The sequence below is a fragment of the Paenibacillus sp. EB106-06-01-XG199 genome (assembly GCF_058791575.1).
The window spans coordinates 310565-326792 of the sequence record NZ_JBYTDQ010000003.1; the positions used below are offsets into that span (position 1 = coordinate 310565).

Annotated in this window: 15 protein-coding genes and 1 pseudogene; 1 reads left to right on the plus strand and 15 read right to left on the minus strand. The window is 48.5% G+C overall.

All coding sequences use genetic code 11. The features are described from left to right. Nucleotides 1–80: 80 nt before the first annotated feature. From AC3WT9_RS12240 to pgmB, 4 genes and pseudogenes are all read right to left on the minus strand, one after another. Nucleotides 81–1403, minus strand: coding sequence for a response regulator (locus tag AC3WT9_RS12240; RefSeq protein ID WP_341094826.1), 1323 nt, complete (start codon nucleotides 1401–1403; stop codon nucleotides 81–83). Nucleotides 1404–1419: 16 nt separating this feature from the next. After that, nucleotides 1420–3213, minus strand: coding sequence for a cache domain-containing sensor histidine kinase (locus AC3WT9_RS12245; protein ID WP_341094828.1), 1794 nt, complete (start codon nucleotides 3211–3213; stop codon nucleotides 1420–1422). 161 nt (nucleotides 3214–3374) lie between these two features. Then, complete coding sequence (locus AC3WT9_RS12250; RefSeq protein WP_341094829.1) at nucleotides 3375–4178, minus strand: alpha/beta hydrolase; 804 nt, start codon at nucleotides 4176–4178, stop codon at nucleotides 3375–3377. 84 nt (nucleotides 4179–4262) lie between these two features. After that, nucleotides 4263–4885 (minus strand): annotated as a pseudogene (gene pgmB / locus AC3WT9_RS12255) (beta-phosphoglucomutase). A 314-nt stretch (nucleotides 4886–5199) separates the two neighbouring features. Between pgmB and AC3WT9_RS12260 the strand changes: the two are divergent. Then, on the plus strand, nucleotides 5200–5919 hold the full coding sequence (locus AC3WT9_RS12260; protein ID WP_379140765.1) for a Crp/Fnr family transcriptional regulator: 720 nt from the start codon (nucleotides 5200–5202) through the stop codon (nucleotides 5917–5919). A gap of 152 nt (nucleotides 5920–6071) precedes the next feature. Here the strand turns inward: AC3WT9_RS12260 and AC3WT9_RS12265 are convergent, their stop codons facing one another. The 11 genes from AC3WT9_RS12265 to AC3WT9_RS12315 all read right to left on the minus strand — a co-directional run bounded on the left by AC3WT9_RS12265 (nucleotide 6072) and on the right by AC3WT9_RS12315 (nucleotide 16201). Next, the gene (locus AC3WT9_RS12265) at nucleotides 6072–6560 is read right to left on the minus strand and encodes an NUDIX hydrolase (RefSeq protein WP_341094831.1); all 489 of its coding nucleotides are present in this window, start codon (nucleotides 6558–6560) and stop codon (nucleotides 6072–6074) included. 141 nt (nucleotides 6561–6701) lie between these two features. Further along, complete coding sequence (locus AC3WT9_RS12270) at nucleotides 6702–7493, minus strand: formate/nitrite transporter family protein (RefSeq protein ID WP_038594981.1); 792 nt, start codon at nucleotides 7491–7493, stop codon at nucleotides 6702–6704. 29 nt (nucleotides 7494–7522) lie between these two features. After that, nucleotides 7523–7864 carry a nitrite reductase small subunit NirD gene (gene nirD / locus AC3WT9_RS12275; RefSeq protein ID WP_038594983.1) on the minus strand — a complete coding sequence of 114 codons (342 nt, stop codon included), beginning with the start codon at nucleotides 7862–7864 and terminating at the stop codon, nucleotides 7523–7525. 25 nt (nucleotides 7865–7889) lie between these two features. Continuing rightward, a complete protein-coding gene (gene nirB, locus AC3WT9_RS12280; RefSeq protein WP_341094835.1) occupies nucleotides 7890–10316 on the minus strand; it encodes a nitrite reductase large subunit NirB in 2427 nt (808 codons plus the stop codon). Nucleotides 10317–10542: 226 nt separating this feature from the next. Beyond that, nucleotides 10543–11304, minus strand: a complete 762-nt coding sequence (locus tag AC3WT9_RS12285) for a hypothetical protein (RefSeq protein ID WP_341094836.1) — start codon at nucleotides 11302–11304, stop codon at nucleotides 10543–10545. A gap of 138 nt (nucleotides 11305–11442) precedes the next feature. After that, nucleotides 11443–12111 (minus strand): iron-sulfur cluster repair di-iron protein, encoded by a 669-nt coding sequence (gene ric, locus AC3WT9_RS12290; RefSeq protein WP_341097734.1) that lies wholly within the window; start codon nucleotides 12109–12111, stop codon nucleotides 11443–11445. 194 nt (nucleotides 12112–12305) lie between these two features. Beyond that, complete coding sequence (locus AC3WT9_RS12295; protein ID WP_341094838.1) at nucleotides 12306–13235, minus strand: MerR family transcriptional regulator; 930 nt, start codon at nucleotides 13233–13235, stop codon at nucleotides 12306–12308. Between the two features lie 211 nt (nucleotides 13236–13446). Next, nucleotides 13447–14169, minus strand: coding sequence for a hypothetical protein (locus AC3WT9_RS12300; protein ID WP_341118945.1), 723 nt, complete (start codon nucleotides 14167–14169; stop codon nucleotides 13447–13449). Between the two features lie 307 nt (nucleotides 14170–14476). Next, complete coding sequence (locus AC3WT9_RS12305) at nucleotides 14477–14794, minus strand: winged helix-turn-helix transcriptional regulator (RefSeq protein ID WP_038594991.1); 318 nt, start codon at nucleotides 14792–14794, stop codon at nucleotides 14477–14479. A 125-nt stretch (nucleotides 14795–14919) separates the two neighbouring features. Next, nucleotides 14920–15243 carry a protein YxiS gene (gene yxiS, locus AC3WT9_RS12310; RefSeq protein WP_341094842.1) on the minus strand — a complete coding sequence of 108 codons (324 nt, stop codon included), beginning with the start codon at nucleotides 15241–15243 and terminating at the stop codon, nucleotides 14920–14922. 22 nt (nucleotides 15244–15265) lie between these two features. Next, on the minus strand, nucleotides 15266–16201 hold the full coding sequence (locus AC3WT9_RS12315) for a Gfo/Idh/MocA family protein (RefSeq protein ID WP_341380395.1): 936 nt from the start codon (nucleotides 16199–16201) through the stop codon (nucleotides 15266–15268). Nucleotides 16202–16228 lie beyond the last annotated feature (27 nt).

Genomic DNA, 16228 nt, shown 5'->3' on the forward strand with positions numbered 1-16228 from the left:
GACAAAGTGCTTCCTACCTTAATTGTAGGAAAGGCGGGGGAGGCTGAACATGTCTATATCTACCGAAGTAGTAAGCGTTCTTACTTCTTCAATTCACTAGGGCTGATTCCATAATATTTTTTGAAAATCTTGCTGAAATGCTCCGGTGATTCGTAGCCGACCCGCTCGGCAATCTCATAACGGCGCAGGTCCGTATGCAGAATCATCTCCCGGCTGTCCTCCATCCGCAGCTTAATAACATATTCCCACAGGTTATGGCCCGTATTTTTTTTGAACAGATAGCTTAAATAATTGGGGCTGACATGATTTTTTTTGGCTACCTCGTGAATGGTCAAGCCCTTCTGGGCGTAATTCCCGTCGATATATTCCTTGGCCTTCTGCACGATCAGATTGCTGCGTGTATGCAGTTCCTCTGCAGAGGGGTCAGCGGTATAATTGTTCCAATTGAAATCTCCGTAGTAGAACACATAATGATCGTTATGTTCCTTGTTCCACAGAATAGCCTTGGAAGCCTGACGGTTCAGCACCTCCATGAACGACAATCCCTTGAGAATCTGACTGATCCCGATCACCACGTTCAGATGCAGATATTTATGGATATTAAAATGCAGACTGCGGCCGAGCATATCCAGCCTGCCCACCTGGCCTGCCGCCGATTCCTCGTAGCTTTTCTCATCCCACTGGATGATAACGGTAATTTCTTCCCCGGGAGAATAAAAAGCGATGGAGTTCCACTCCTGATCCAGCAGCTCTTTGGCGATGTTAAGCACACCGTAACGCAGCAAGCCGCTATCGCGGGCATTGTACTTCTTGCCCAGTCCTACTCCCGGAAGCTTGAGCTTGATGACCGAGAAATAAGGCCCCTTCATCTGCAGTTCATCCAGATTGCGCATCCCTTCCTCATTGCCTAACACAATGCCCGGATCAGCGAGCAGCGCATTCAATAGCTGGCTGTATGCCGGAAGCGGCTCCTCAAGCCGGAAGCTGTCGCCGATACCGCTCATTAAAGTCGCCAGCTCCGGTGATGGCTTATCCATCTTGAGCAGCACATTGCGTACCGAGTCGAGAAACTGCTCACTGTTCAGCGGTTTAATCAAATAATCCTTAGCTCCCAGCCTTACGGCCATTTGGGCATATTGAAAGGTTTCATGGGCAGAAATGACGATGGTCTGCACCCAGGGTTTCGCCAGCTTCGCATGCTGCATCAGTTCAATGCCGCTCATCGCTCCCATCTGGATATCGGTAACAAGCAGATCAATCTCTTCCATGCGGACGCAATCCAAAGCCTCAAAACCGCTGCCCGCGGTATAGATATGACCGATATCCAGCCCAGAGGAAGCAAGCAGGCTGCTAAGTCCTTTGCAAATGAGCGGTTCATCGTCCACAACCAAAATATTGAACATATGCAGATTCCCCTTTCTATTCCTGATTCTCCGACTTCGGAAGCTTGACGGTTACTACCGTCCCGCCCTCCCGGCGCGGCGCATAACTGATTCCATAATCAGGACCAAAATGCAAATGCACGCGTTGATTAATATTGCGGATGCCATAGCCGCTGGCAGGGTTCGGACTCTCATCGTTCAGCACCTGTATAATCGCCTCATAGTCGACCTGCTTATATCCGTTGTCTTCAATTGTGATTTGGATGAAGTCATCCTGCGCGCTTGCGCAGATGATAATCTCTCCGTCCTCATCCATGTTTTTGACACCGTGTATGATGGCATTCTCAATCAAAGGCTGCAAAGTGATCTTGGGAATCAGATTTCTTTTGGTGTCCGGCTCAATTCTCCAGATAACAGCAAAAACATAATCATAGCGGTGCTGCTGCAGTTTGATATAGGCACTGGCATGCTCCAGTTCTTCTTCCAGCGTAATCAGTTCCCTGCCCCGGCTCAGGCTGATCTTCATCAGCTTGGATAACTCCTTGATCATTTCCGCCGATTCCACGTTACCTTCCAGCGAGCTTTTCCAGTAGATGCTCTCCAGCGTGTTATACAACAAATGCGGATTGATCTGCTGATAAAGCAGCTGCAGCTGGGATTCTTTCTGTTTCAGCTCCATTTGGTATTTATACATAATCAAGCCGTTTAACCTGCGGGCCATATCATAGGTCGAGGAGATCAGGACGCTGACTTCGTCGTTGGTTCCTCTTCTGGGGGTTTCGGGCACACGGTTCCCCGGTTCAAATTTCCGGACGAAAAAGGCCAGCTTCTGCAGCGGTGTCATTAGGGAACGCCAAAAATAGGTGATGATGATAATCCCGAATAGCGCATAGGCGACCGTTATGTATTGAATGACCTGCTTCATTTCATTCTGCTGCTGCAGCAGCGCTTTTACCGGAACCTTATAAACCAGCTTCTGCCCCAGCATATGATTGTTGTTCACAACATAAATGAAATCATCTGTAATCACATCCCGCGTCCCTTCGGGATTTCCGCTCTCTGCCCCCTCCGGCAGCTTAATCACTTCACCGGTGGAATTTGCAGTGGACGCCAGCACACGGTTGCTCATATCCGTTAAGTAAATTTCTCCGTCAGGCAGAGAGATGGATTTCAATGATTCGCCGATCTTGGATTCCATCTTGGTCACCACCAGCACGCCTATCGTCCCTGATCCCCTATAAATGTTGTTGACCGCTCTGACGTAGGTAAGTGTCTTCATATTTTCCGCCTGCGGACTGAGTCTTTCCGTAAACATGAGATATCCCCGGCCCTTCTCATGCACCACCTGATCGAACCAATACGGCTCCTCCCCTGTGGAGAAAAAATAAACGCCTGCTTTCTTCACCTGCGGGAAGTTGGGTGCGAAAAAGTAATAGTTATCCGGATCGTACACATAGAGAGAGTAGAAGATTCCGTCGCCGTGTTCGGCTCCCTGTGAATAACTCCCCAGGAGTTTTTCAATTGTTTCATAACGTTCGACCCGCTCCAATACCGTATCATCCCCTTGCATATTCAGCTGCTGCAGGATCGGGTTCTGGATGACCGTCGTAGTGATTTTGTTAACTGTATCAATGTCCCTGTTAATGATTGCAAAATTCTGTTTATTCAGCTCTACATAAGCATTGGTGACATGCCGCTTCAGAATCTCCTCCGCCTTGTAATTTCCGTAGCTGTTCAGGATCAGTATAGGTGAGACCATAATCAGAAACAGCAGGATCAGCTGCTGCTTAACATTCAGCCTGACGAGCGGCTTCATAAGTGCAGACAACATCTGGATACACCTCCAGTTTCAATAATATATCAAGTGAATAAGCGCTTACATATGTTTATTTTAAAGTTTATTATGGGTATTTGTATGCAATTTCTCCGGTGGGCAGACAAAAAAAGGAACTGTCACAGGACAGTTCCCTTGCATTGCCTTATAGCTAAATATTAGCGCTGTTTGGTATAGCCGTTCAGTTGCAGCCAGGAAGCGCATGCCTCTGTCCAAGTGCGGGTATGAGGTTCTTCATCCGCCAGGCCGAGCCCATGTCTCCCGTGCGCGTATACATGGAGATCGAACGGAATATGATGACGTTCTAATTCGGCGGCGAACAGCAGGCTGTTCGCTACAGGTACTGAACCGTCATCTGAGGTGTGCCAGAGGAAGGTCGGCGGAGTGTCCGCTGTTACTTGCAGTTCACTGCTGAGCAGCTTGACCAGCTCCTCCTCCGGAGTCTCACCCAGCAGATTGGCTCTGGAGCCTTGATGAGCTGCCGCGGCGTACATGGTGATCACCGGGTAACACAGAATCATAAAGTCCGGGCGGCTGGACTGACGGTCCAGCGGTTCGGCCGCCCCGGCATTTTCCCGGTCAAACGAAACTCCAGTGGTCGAAGCGAGATGCCCGCCGGCAGAGAAGCCCAGGATTCCAAGTTTACCGGGATCAATTCCGTATTCGCCAGCACGGAAACGGATTGTGCGCAGCGCTCTTTGGGCGTCTTGCAGCGCGCTTGGATATTGATACGGCGCCACACGATAGCGCAGTACAAAGGCTGAGATTCCAAGTGTATTCAGCCACTCGGCTATCGGCTCCCCTTCATGATATGCCCGCATGCCGTAGCCGCCACCCGGGCATATCAATACTGCAGCATTGTGCTTTCCTTCTACCAGATACGGCGTAATCGCCGGACGGTCCTCATCGGTACTTCCCAGAGCTCCCGGAGCTCCCTCCGGCCATAACAACAACGTTTCCATCTGCATCCCTCATACTTTCCTTCTATAATAGAATAATGAGACGGAGGATAATTTATCCTCTTCTATCATTAGTCTATCAAGGCCTTACAGTTCATGCAATCCGGTGACCACCAGATCAGCTTCCTTCAACACCTCCGCTTTACCGATACCGACAACCAGCATCCCTGCCGCTTTGCCTGCTGCAACGCCAGCCTCTGCATCCTCGAACACCACACACTCGCCGGGCTGCAAACCAAGCGCCTTGCAGGCGGTTTGAAATACTTCCGGGTCCGGCTTGGCAAGGGTTACCTTGTTGCCGTCAACAACCGCATCAAACAATCCGGCAATGTTCAGCTTATCCAGAATGAACACGGCATTTTTGCTGGCTGAACCGAGGGCAATGGCTACACCACGCGCTCTCAGGCTGTTCAAGTATTCCTTAACGCCGGGCAGCAGTGCAGATTCAGTCAGACCGGAGATGTACTCTACATACAGGCGGTTTTTCTTGTCTGCCATGGCAAGCTTCTCCGCTTCACTGAATTCCATACCGCCGATTTCCAGCAGAATATCCAGCGATCTCGACCGGCTTACCCCCTTAAGCCGTTCATTGTGTTCTTCTGTAAACACGAAGCCAAGCTCCTCGCAAGTGAACGCCAGGCCAAGAAATGATATTTGGCCGTATCCACAATCACACCGTCGAGATCAAAGATTGCGCCCTTCATCCACATGTCCCCTGTGCTCAGAGGATACGCCGGACGCTCACTTCAAGAGTATCTTTCCGGAGAATCTTGGCCAATGTCTGCCTGTAATGGAGTTATGTGCATTTTTACGGAGTTGAAGGAATCCTGCAGTTTAGGATATGATCAATAAAGCTGAGCAGCCCTGAAAAGCATATTAAATCTCACACATTTGAAGTGAAAATTATCACAATGTTAAAAATTCGACACTTTTTGGCGAAAATTTTTACCCATAATGAGGGATTTCAAGGTATAATTAATTTAAAATTTACTGAAAAACTGAGGGAATAAAGGGGATGTCGATTATGATCAAGGAACATTATAATGTTATCGAAGCCCACGGGAATACAAACTGTTTCTCCGAACAGAACTTCAACAGACTTCTTGTCACAATGAAAGAACGCATGGTCCCTGAAGGATCTCACTTGTTTTGGGAAGGCGACTACTCGGATAAATTGTTTTATATCAAACGTGGACGTGTTAAACTGACCAAATCTACTGACGAGGGTAAGGAACTTATCCTTTATATGTATCAGGCTGGTGATATGGTAGGTCAAGCAGACCCTTTCTTCAGCACGAAGCACAGCTTCACCGCAGAAGTGATTGAGGAGAGCGAGGTTGGTGTGATTGAGCAGAAGGATCTGGAGATTCTGATCTGCCAGCACTGTGATTTCGCCATCGACTTTATGAAATGGATGGGCATTCACCACCGTCTCACCCAGACGAAATTCCGTGATTTGATGATGTACGGCAAGCCTGGCGCACTTTGTTCGACGCTGATCCGCCTCGGCAACACTTACGGCGAGAAGAACGGCGACAATATTCTGATCAACAAAAAAATTACGCATACGGATCTGTCCAACATGATTGGTGCTACCCGTGAGAGTGTCAACCGGATGCTAAGCGACCTTCGCAAGAAAGACGCTGTGGAATACGAAAACGGCATGATCGTAATTAAAGATCTTGGCATGCTGCAGGAAATCTGCCACTGTGAATTATGTCCGAACGAAATCTGCCGTATTTAATTTCCTTGTAATAATACCCTCTATTCTCCTCAATGAAACATATAGGACCCAAATTTTCTTCACAATAAAGATAGAGTGGTCTAAGACGCCTTGCGGGCGTCTTTTTTTCTGTTTGTATTGCCTTGAGGCAAAGCTACATTTGTGAAGCTGTACTACATGGAGCCTCTTTTCATCTCCCATTCCCCATAATATCCAGCCTCTGGAGACAAGCTGCCTCCGTTTAGCCAACCCGCTGCAAGTACGGCAACCGGTGAAGCCGAATCCAGCGTAATGGCTGCCAGATCCACCCACTCCATCCCCAGTGAATCCTGCTCCGCGAATACTCCGATAGTAGCAGCATGTTGAGGTTCCATGATATCCACAGTGTACAGCGCTGCGATGTGATGCATATGTGTAAAGTCATTCTCCTGATACCGCACAAAGAAATCAAAGGTGCCCAGACTGTCTCTCACCTTGACGGACAACCCGGTTTCCTCCATAAATTCTCTGAACAAGCCATCAGCCAGCGATTCATTATCCTCCAGCCTTCCCCCGGGAAGATCATATCTTCCGGTATAAGCCCCTCTTCCTTTATGTATAACCAGCAGCCTGCCCTCACGCATACAAATTCCATAAACCCCAAAATGATTGAAGCTCTTCATCGCAGATCTCTCCCTGTAAAATATAACAATATGACTTAATGTAAAGTTTCCGTTCAGGTACAGTTTAACAAAAAAACTGTCCTGCGGGCTATGACCCACAAGACAGTTATAGTTGCTTGCTATTCAAAATTTATCCTTACCTTAACGTTTGCCTCTGGCAGCGCGCACCGGTGAGATCAGCCAATAGGCCATACCCACAAACACACCGCCACCGATAATATTGCCCAGGGTGACAGGAATCATGTTATGCAGCCAGCCGGCAATGCTGATGGTCTCCGGATGGTTCGGCAGCAGTACGGCTACGCTTAGCAGAGTCATGTTAGCCACACTGTGCTCATATCCGCTGGCGATAAAGGCGAACAGACACCACCAGATCAGCACCAGCTTCGCCGCTTCACTTTTCGCACGCGAGGACATCCACAAGGCCAGACAGACCAGCCAGTTACAGAGGATACCGCGGAAGAAGAGCTCCGAGAAGGGCAGTGTCATTTTTTTGGCGGCAGCGGTAAAGATCAGATGCTCAGCAGGAGCTGCCTTGAACAGCCCCGTTCCTTGAATCAGCAGCGCCAGAATGACCGCACCGGCAACATTGCCGACAAATACAATAATCCAGTTCTTTACCGTATCCCAGACACTGGTTCTTCCGGCAAGTGTACTTACGGTAAAAAACATATTGTTCCCGGTAAACAGCTCAGACCCGGCAAATACGACCAGTGTCAGTGCAATCCCGAAGGAGGTACCCATCACAAGCGGCTGAAAAGGAGATTTGGCCGCCGCTAGCGGTGCGCCGAGTGAGAAAATAAGAATGATTCCGATCCCAACGTAAGCCCCGGCCAATAATGCAGCCAGAAAATACCTCGGCAGACTCTCGTTCATTTTGTCGCGTTTGCCTACTGCTGTTTCTACGATGTTCTCGACACTTTGCGTAAACATCTCTCCACCCCGCCATTTCTCATCTTAATTTAGCTTTGAAAAACTGCCTGTTGCAGGCTGACTTTCACAATATCTCCGTCCAGAGAAACGGGAAAGGTTGCTACTGTACCGTGGTCCGGTGCCTGAACCTCGCCGCTGCGAAGGTCAATCTTCCAGTCATACAGCGGATCGTATAAATAATGTCCCGATACGATTCCCTCAGCGAGAGGCCCACCCTTGGGATGAGGGCTGCTGTTCTCTACGGCATAGAAAGCTCCGTCCGAGGTGCGGAATATGGCCAGCTCCAGATTCCCGGCTGTTACAACACGTCCAATTTGCGGCAGGAAACTCTGTACCGGTCCTACGGCGTATTCTTGTTTTGCGCTATCCATTGTTCTCTCTCCTTTTGGGTTAATATTAGACTCTTGCCTTCTCAAACAGCGCGGTGCGCGTGCTGTCGTCATTCAGCATTTTTTTCCAAGGATCAGTTACCTGAGCCAGGGCAAAATCAATCCGTGCAGCCAGCTCCTTGCGGTTGTCCTCATTGTTCAGAATCACGTTCTGGATATTTTCCAGTCCCATGCGTTCGACCCATTCCGAGGTTCTTTCCAGGTAATTTCCGGTTTCACGGTAATACTGAATCACGGCGGAGCAGATTTCGATCAGCTCATCATCGGTTTTCACCTTGCAGAAGGCATCGGCTATCCGCGGTTTGATCCCGCCGTTGCCGCCAATGAACACTTCCCAGCCGCCGTCGTTGCCGACGATGCCGATATCCTTCGTGCAGGATTCCGCACAGTTGCGCGGGCAGCCGTTAACTGCTATTTTGAATTTGGCCGGCAAATCAAGGCGCTCATATTTACGTTCAATAAAAGCTCCCATACCCATGGAATCCTGTGTCCCGAAGCGGCAGAACTGCGAACCTACACAAGTTTTTACCGTACGAAGCGATTTCGCATAGCCATAACCGGAAGGCATATCCAGCTCTTCCCATACTTTAGGCACATCCTCTTTTTGGATACCGACCAAATCCAGACGCTGACCACCGGTCACTTTTACAACCTTCACGTTATATTTCAAGGAAACATCGGCAATTCGTCTCAGGTCTTCCGGTGTAGTTACCCCGCCGTACATCCGAGGAATAACGGTAAAGGTGCCGTCTTTCTGGATGTTCGCACTCATCCGTTCGTTGACGAACCGCGATTCCTTCTCATCCTCATGGGTATCCGGGTAGATCATGCCAAGATAATAGTTCACAGCCGGACGACATTTGGAGCAGCCTTCCGCTTGTTTCCAGCCCAGCACATTCATAACCTCTTTGGTCGTTTTCAAGCCTTTAGCGGTAATCTCTGCTACAATCTCATCGCGGCTCAAGGTGGTGCATCCGCAAATCCCCTGCTTCGCACTTTCCTGGAAGCTGTCACCGAGAACAAACTGCAGAATCTGCTCGACAACCGGCTTGCAGCCACCGCAGGAGCGGGTAGCTCCGGTGCAGGCTTTAATTTCGTCTACCGTGGTAAAACCATTCTCCGTAACGGCATCAACGATCGCCTTCTTGGTCACGCCGTTGCAGCCGCAGACAATCTCCTCATCAGCCATCGCTTCGACTGACATGCCTTTTTTTGCACTGCCTCCGCCGCAGCAGCCCGTGCCCATTACTTCGCCATAAATTTCGTCGGTCATTTCGGTGCCCTGCTTGACCAGCTTCTGCAGACTGGCGGACTCAGTCACATCGCCGAACAGGACTGCTCCGACAATAATATTGTTTCTGAGCAGAATTTTCTTATAGGTTCTCTTCCATTCATCTTTTGCCGAAATGACGGTATGTTCCGCTGTTTCAGTGAAATCACCGGCAGAGAAGACATCCACTCCGGAGATCTTCAGCTTGGTGGCTACGACAGAACCTTCATACGGCTGGGTGGAGGCGCCGCACAAATGCTTTGCCAGCACCATCCCCTGCTCGAACAGCGGAGCTACCAGCCCGTAGCAGGTGCCGCGGTGCTCTGTACATTCTCCTACAGAATAGACATCCGCCATCGAGGTCTGGAGATAATCGTTCACGACAATTCCGCGGTTAACTGTGATGCCGCTGTCTTTGGCCAGTTGGACGTTCGGTTTGATTCCGACAGCCATCACTACAAAATCTGATTGCAGCTCGGTTCCATCACTGAAACGCAGGCCGTTTACCCGTTCCTCCCCGGTCAGCTCAACCGTCTGTTTGCCCATGGCAAACTTCACACCCTGGCGCTCAAGCTCGGCTTGAAGCATGGAGGAAGCAGTATGGTCAAGCTGACGCTCCATCAAATCCTCCAGCAGATGTACGACGGTAACATCCATGCCGAGGTTCACAAGTCCTTTGGCTGCTTCAAGACCAAGCAGTCCGCCGCCGATCACCGCAGCTGTGCGGTATTGCTGTGCCGCAGCCAGCATGGCGTCGCAATCCGCAATGTCACGGAAGCCTACAACTCCATCCTTTGTGCTGCCCGGTACAGGCAGAATGAATGAATTTGAGCCTGTTGCAATAATAACTTTATCGTAAGGAACCGACATTCCATTATCTGTAATGATCTGACGGGAGGCTTCATCAATCCGGACAACAGTGGTCCCAGTATGCAGAGTAATATTGTTATCCTCATACCACTGGCGGTCGTTCAGAATGATATCCTCAATGCTCTTGCTTCCTTCTAGGACATAGGACAGCATGATCCGGTTGTAGTTGGGATGAGGCTCGCTTCCAAAGATCGTAATATCATAAGCGCCGCCAAGCTTAAGGATCTGTTCGATAGTGCCTACGCCAGCCATACCATTCCCTATCAAAACTAACTTTTCTCTCTCCACGGTCACTGTTAAGACCCTCCTCAATGCTTCTGGATTTCTTCATATACATCTCTGATAACAAAATTATACGTTTTAAATTTGAAGAGCATTTGTGATTCAAATCACAATAAATGTGAATGTTTTCACATATTTTTATGCCAGCTTATGTTAGGTTTATTGGTCAAAGAAAAATAGCCAGCTTCCCTTATGCTTCCTCTTGCATTAAGGAAAACTGGCTATGATATTTATCCTCTTACCGGAGAACCAGTGAAATCTCGAGTAAATCTTGAGGTCTCAGCTTCATATCAATTCCGCTGTCAAGCAGCGTCTTGTCGTTCACCTTCAGCTTCCAGTCTTCACTGGTGAGCGGAGTGTACCCCATGACCGTGAGTACCGTCTTGTTGTCTTCTGCCAACTGAACAATTCCGCTGCTCTTCAGCAGACCCCGGACAGACAGGTCCTCGCTATAAGATAAAATATGTGAATGTGTCAGTTCAGGCTGCTCACTCCCGCCGTTCACCGTAAGAATAATGGGCAGAAGCGGGGCATCTCCGGCTGCCGGCTTCGCAGTAATAACAATCGCCTGCTCCCGCGAGACTGGACTATTCCAATCGGTTATGATTTTGCCGCCAAGCTGAATCTGCCAGATCATGTCCGGGGCAAGAAAAATTTTATTGACTGCCAGTATGCTAAATCCGTCTTCGGCAAAAGTAACGACACCGCTACTCTTCAGCAGCTCTATAAGCGTTATTCCTGGCTTGTATGCTTCGACGAGCTGTCTCCCCGAGTTCCCTGCCAGCTCATTATCACCGGCCATTAGTGAAAAAGCCGGGCCTGCAGCCCCGGCTGCGGCATTGTTTCCGTTCGTATCTGAACCAAATGACGAGCATCCGCCTACCGTCGCAATGATAATTAAACCTACCCATAAACGCCACAGAAATTTCGTGGACATTCCCGGCACCGCCCTCTTCCGCCCGATCATAACCTCAATCATTTTTCTCAGGTCTTTAGTCATTATGTATACTATCTTTTAAGAATAACGCAAACTAGCTTTGTTCTCAAACGATAAATTCAGGTTTTTAATCTGGCAGCGAGACGGTACAGAATAAAAAAAAGTCCCCGCAGGGACTTTGAGAGAACAACATGCTCTATTTTACTGATAACGCAGGAACAAGATGTTATTCTCCAGATGCACATGCTCGAAGGTCATTCCCTCTAGCTCCTCCAGGCGGGCATAGGTCAGGCGGTAGGTTGTGCAGGCATGCTCTGGCGGAGTGAAGTCGTTTGTAACTCTGCGGAGCTCCCGCAAAATCTCACCCGCTCCATCATGTTCTTCTTCCAGTGTATGCAGCAGCCCGCGCAGCTCGGCCAATCCTTCTTCGCTCGGATTCTCGGAGTAGGCCAGCATCTTAGGGAATTCGGATTCTTCCTCCTTCGCTGTATGCTGGAGCAAATCTTCCCGCAGGAGGTTGAACAACCGGTAAACTTCAGCCAGATGCGGAGAATCCTCGCCATGGACGCGGAATACCTTGGTTACATTCTGACTGATCAGGGGCAGCTCTTCGCGCAAGTAGTGGTGATGCTTGCCCACAATATACTCAACCAGCTCAGCGGAGGATGCCTCATTCCAGGCAGTGTCCACATCAAGCACCGGATGCTCTTTCAGCAGCTTATGCAGATCTGCAAGCAGTGTCTCCGAATCAAGCCCTTTCTCAGCTGCCACTTCGGCCAGCGGCTTTGCGCCCCCGCAGCAGAAATCGATCCGCTGTCCCTTGAAATAATCTGCCGCCTTCGGGAATTGCAGTACAATATCTCTGACCATGTCCGCTCCGGTAAATTGGATAGGCGCTGCCGCAGAATCGCTTCCCGCATTGTCCCGTGTTCCTGTAATTGTATTATTGAATTGATTGGCCGTCATGATGGCCCCTCCCTTACGTTATTGGTTTCTGTTACCCTTCCACCTTAACGCCCAGAGAAGCTCAAGCTAGTGATTGAACGCACTGAATATATAAAATTTTATTGAACGTCAAATGTAATATTCGATAACTTTGAAAATTCCGAAAGCTTTTCCACTTTTTCATTATAAACACAAAACGCTTTGCTTAGAATTTTTAGATTTTTAACAAACTTATCATAATATCCAATTTCATTCATCAATCCCCTCATCCCTTCCGATAGATTTGTTAATTTTATATATTCTGCCTGCATATCAGGATCGTCTTTTAATCGGTAAGTATAATCAGAAATTTTCTCTCGTTCATTTACAAATCCCTCCTCTGTTATGGTAAGCCATTTCTCGATATAGTCATGAATATATTTTTCATACTTTTCAATATCTTTAATGGTCAGCTTTTCGTACATGTCTACTATTTCTTGGGGATATTTTATCGCTTCGACTTCATCTAAGAATTTAATTATGGAAATCCATGCTTCCTCTTTTTCCGGCGTATCTATAGGTTCATTTAAGAAAGAACTGTATTGCATGATCAACATCTTCCCAAAGTTCCCTGGAAAAATACGCTCAATCTGCTTTTTCATAAAGCCCTCTCTGCTTCGCTCATCCAGCTCAAGAGTTTTACTCAGAACCGATAGCTGTTTTGTTAATTGCAGAAGTCCAATCTCATCAGAATCAAAACTGCTCAGGCTGGATCGAAGCACATTTTTTCTTTTTTCAAGTCTTCTGATCTCACTGTCAAGTCTTGCCAAGTGTTGCTCTAAACAATCTTTTAACCTTTGAGGGTTCGATATCATTGTTTTGATATCTTTCAGGGGTACATCAAATTGTCTCAAAACAGATATTTGCACCAATACATCGGCATCACTTAGCGAATACTCCCGATAATTGTTTTCAGCATTAACATGAGGGCTTACTAACCCTTCTTCCTCGTAATAGTTTATTGCTTTTTTGGTAAGGCCCGTAATATCCATAATCGCACTTATTTTCATCAATAACACCTCCTTGTAATAAAATAAGCTAATACCCAAGGGAACAGTCAATAGCTTATTTCCCATAGCCATAGTTCAGATTGTCCGTGCTTATTATTGATTGCGATTTCAAGCCCAACTCAAAACAGCGCGCACCGATTGTACCGGCACGCGCTGTTGTCATAGACATTCCCACTGGTTTATTTTATATTCTTACAAATATCAATTTTCGCTATCGGACCGTCGCCTGCATATACGTCCGTTTGCCCTCAGCGTCCTTCAGATAAGGTCCCAGCCCGGCAAAGCGTGAATGGTCTACATACACCCCTGTCATCCATCGGCCCTCAGTCAGGCCGCCATTCCACTGCAGTACAAGATCGGGAGCTGCGATCCATTCCTGATACACTCTTATGTTCTTTTCTTTATATTCTTTGCTGGGTTTGCCAATCTCGGCCAGCCTTAGATTATTCATATAGGTCGGTACGAAATACGTGGAAATTGTATCGAGATCATCGCCATCCAGAAAGGCTTCTTCGCCTAAGTACGGCTGAAACAGCACCGTATTCTCATACAGCGACCATATCACAGCCTGCAGCACCATGCTTTGCCTGATGCCATTATGGAAGGTGAACCTGCGCTGCTGGCTGGAGCTGAGATTGTCCGGGACTGCCGATGGTTCCAGGCAATGCCGTTCACAGCCGATACATTTCCAGCCGGTCGGGCTCTGAATCCATTTCTGAAACACGCTTCCGCTATCGTTGTCTCCCTTGTATAAGGAGGATATGATTTCGTAGGGCACTCCAATCCACGCATCCCATAACGAGCCGGGAAGATGCCCGTGCAGCATAAACAACGTCTTGTCGTAAATGAGCTGAACTTTAATTGAGGCGGTCTCCAGCTCGGCAACATCATCTTTTCCATATGTTATTTCCCGGGAAAACAAGGTGGTTTTCATCTTCCTCGCCTCCTAAAAGTTTTGTTAGCGTTACTTCTATCGAGTCCACTACGACAAAACTTACTTCGAAAGCATACACTTAGTTTTGTTAGCGTTACTTCTATCGAGTCCACTACGACAAAACTTACTTCGAAAGCATATTCATATACTTGGTAACGCTCGCACACGTCCGGCAACAGTTTTTTCTATTATATTATATCCTGCGGTTGATTGTGCAAGTTTTATTTGAATAAATTTGAATAAATTTGAAAAAGCCCCTTTTCCATGAAGCGGAAAAGAGGCGATCAATAGGACGCTGAAGCGCGGGCTACTCGACCCAGCTCTCTGCCCAGGACTGAATTTGCTGCATAACCGGCTCAAGTGCGCGGCCCTTAGTGGTTAATTCGTACTCGATGCGCACCGGAGTTTCCGGATACACATGCCTTACCAGAATACCCTCACATTCCAGATCCTTCATTCGTTCGGACAGCATCTTATCGCTCATTGATGGAATCAGGCCGGAAATATCCTTAAAACGCTTCGGTCCACTCATCAATGTCTGGATAATTAGCCCATTCCAACGTTTGCCTAAGAAAGAGAAGGCCGTTTCGAATCTTGGGCACATCGTCAGCTGATGTTCTTCCATTGTTCTCACCTCTCACTTGTGAAACTTACAATTAGTTAGTATATATAATTTTACCACATTTATAGCGTAATGAACATCGTTTACCAAAAAAAAGTTCACTAGCCTACCTTATTATATCCCTGATGTCAATCCACGGTGCCTTGCGGCGGCTTTCGCTGTGCAATCGCCCCGGTTACCACGTAAGCCAGATCATCGTTGCTATAGAGGGACAACACTCCAAGAACCGTATCATCGGAGATAAAGCCTGCTTCCTCCTCGGGTACAGTCAGCGCCAGTGCCCTGCTGAGCGCGGCATTGCCCTCCTGATGCGGGTAAGCCTGCAGATACAGCGCATGCGGGTCTAATTTGTTGTTCACACACCATTGGGCAAACACGAGAATCATCATTTCCTCATCCCGTTTGTAGCTTTCGATAATCTGCTCTTCCATTGATTTGCTGTACTCGTCCATAGTGTGCTCCTTTCTGCTTCTGTCATTCGGCAAGCTTCGCTGCCAGCACATGGCTGGGCAGAACGGCAGAAGCTGAGATGCCGCATTGCTCCGGGGTATGAATATTGTTCAAAAAATGACTGACCACGCCGCTGAAGCCTCTCCGCTCCAGAATTGTATCCCAGCTTCCGAAGCTTTGGTTGCGTGGCAGAGAACCCTTCTCGAATAACGTAACCTTCTCCATGTCCACCACTTCTACTGATCTGCCGTTTCCGTGCAGCTCCAGCTTCTCAAGGTCAGCTCCGGCATCCCTGACCATACTGTACATTCCGCTCTCCCCGCTGGTCCAGGACAGCATTCCGGAGGATTGAAGCAGCCTGCCTTCCCGATCGGACTTAAGACTGCTGTGAAGCAGCTCATAATCCCCGCCGCAGAGCCAGAGCAGCAGGTCCAGCATATGAATCAGATCATCATATACAGTTTCACGGCTGCTTCCGGATTGCAGCTTCGTGCGGTGTTTGAGCGCCTGACAATGGCTGATACCGCCGGCCTTGGCTAGCCAGGCCTTGGCTGCCATATACATCGGGGCATACCGGCGGTTGAAGCCTACAGCCAGAAGCAGTCCTTTGTCTTCGGCCAGCTCCGCCATCCGCCGGGATTGTTCCAGCTCATAAGACAGCGGCTTATCTACATACACCGACAATCCGTGCTCCAGACACTGGGTCACAATCTCATAATGAGTAGGCGTGGGACTGTGCACGAAGACCGCATCAAGATCCCAGGACAGCAGCTCATTTAGATCGGTGGTGCCTTTGGGCAAGCGGTACATACCAACCGCTCCCTGAACCGTAGCCGGAGAATGGCTTAGCACTCCAACAACCTCGGCCTGCTCATGACGGGAGAGCAGCGGCAAATAGACTTTACGGGCAATATCCCCAATGCCGACCATCGCCACTCTTTTACGTGCAGTGTAATTCATCGCAGCATCTCCCTCTTCTGTCATTCT

Bases quoted from the DNA above. Each gene is read 5' to 3' on its own strand.
- AC3WT9_RS12285 (WP_341094836.1), bottom strand. From the start codon at position 11,304: ATGACTAAAGACCTGAGAAAAATGATTGAGGTTATGATCGGGCGGAAG.
- AC3WT9_RS12270 (WP_038594981.1), bottom strand. From the start codon at position 7,493: ATGTTTACGCAAAGTGTCGAGAACATCGTAGAAACAGCAGTAGGCAAA.
- AC3WT9_RS12240 (WP_341094826.1), bottom strand. From the start codon at position 1,403: ATGTTCAATATTTTGGTTGTGGACGATGAACCGCTCATTTGCAAAGGA.
- AC3WT9_RS12250 (WP_341094829.1), bottom strand. From the start codon at position 4,178: ATGGAAACGTTGTTGTTATGGCCGGAGGGAGCTCCGGGAGCTCTGGGA.
- nirD (WP_038594983.1), bottom strand. From the start codon at position 7,864: ATGGATAGCGCAAAACAAGAATACGCCGTAGGACCGGTACAGAGTTTC.
- AC3WT9_RS12295 (WP_341094838.1), bottom strand. From the start codon at position 13,235: ATGAAAATAAGTGCGATTATGGATATTACGGGCCTTACCAAAAAAGCA.
- AC3WT9_RS12245 (WP_341094828.1), bottom strand. From the start codon at position 3,213: ATGTTGTCTGCACTTATGAAGCCGCTCGTCAGGCTGAATGTTAAGCAG.
- AC3WT9_RS12305 (WP_038594991.1), bottom strand. From the start codon at position 14,794: ATGGAAGAACATCAGCTGACGATGTGCCCAAGATTCGAAACGGCCTTC.
- AC3WT9_RS12315 (WP_341380395.1), bottom strand. From the start codon at position 16,201: ATGAATTACACTGCACGTAAAAGAGTGGCGATGGTCGGCATTGGGGAT.
- AC3WT9_RS12260 (WP_379140765.1), top strand. From the start codon at position 5,200: ATGATCAAGGAACATTATAATGTTATCGAAGCCCACGGGAATACAAAC.
- AC3WT9_RS12265 (WP_341094831.1), bottom strand. From the start codon at position 6,560: ATGAAGAGCTTCAATCATTTTGGGGTTTATGGAATTTGTATGCGTGAG.
- yxiS (WP_341094842.1), bottom strand. From the start codon at position 15,243: ATGGACGAGTACAGCAAATCAATGGAAGAGCAGATTATCGAAAGCTAC.
- AC3WT9_RS12300 (WP_341118945.1), bottom strand. From the start codon at position 14,169: ATGAAAACCACCTTGTTTTCCCGGGAAATAACATATGGAAAAGATGAT.
- ric (WP_341097734.1), bottom strand. From the start codon at position 12,111: ATGGTCAGAGATATTGTACTGCAATTCCCGAAGGCGGCAGATTATTTC.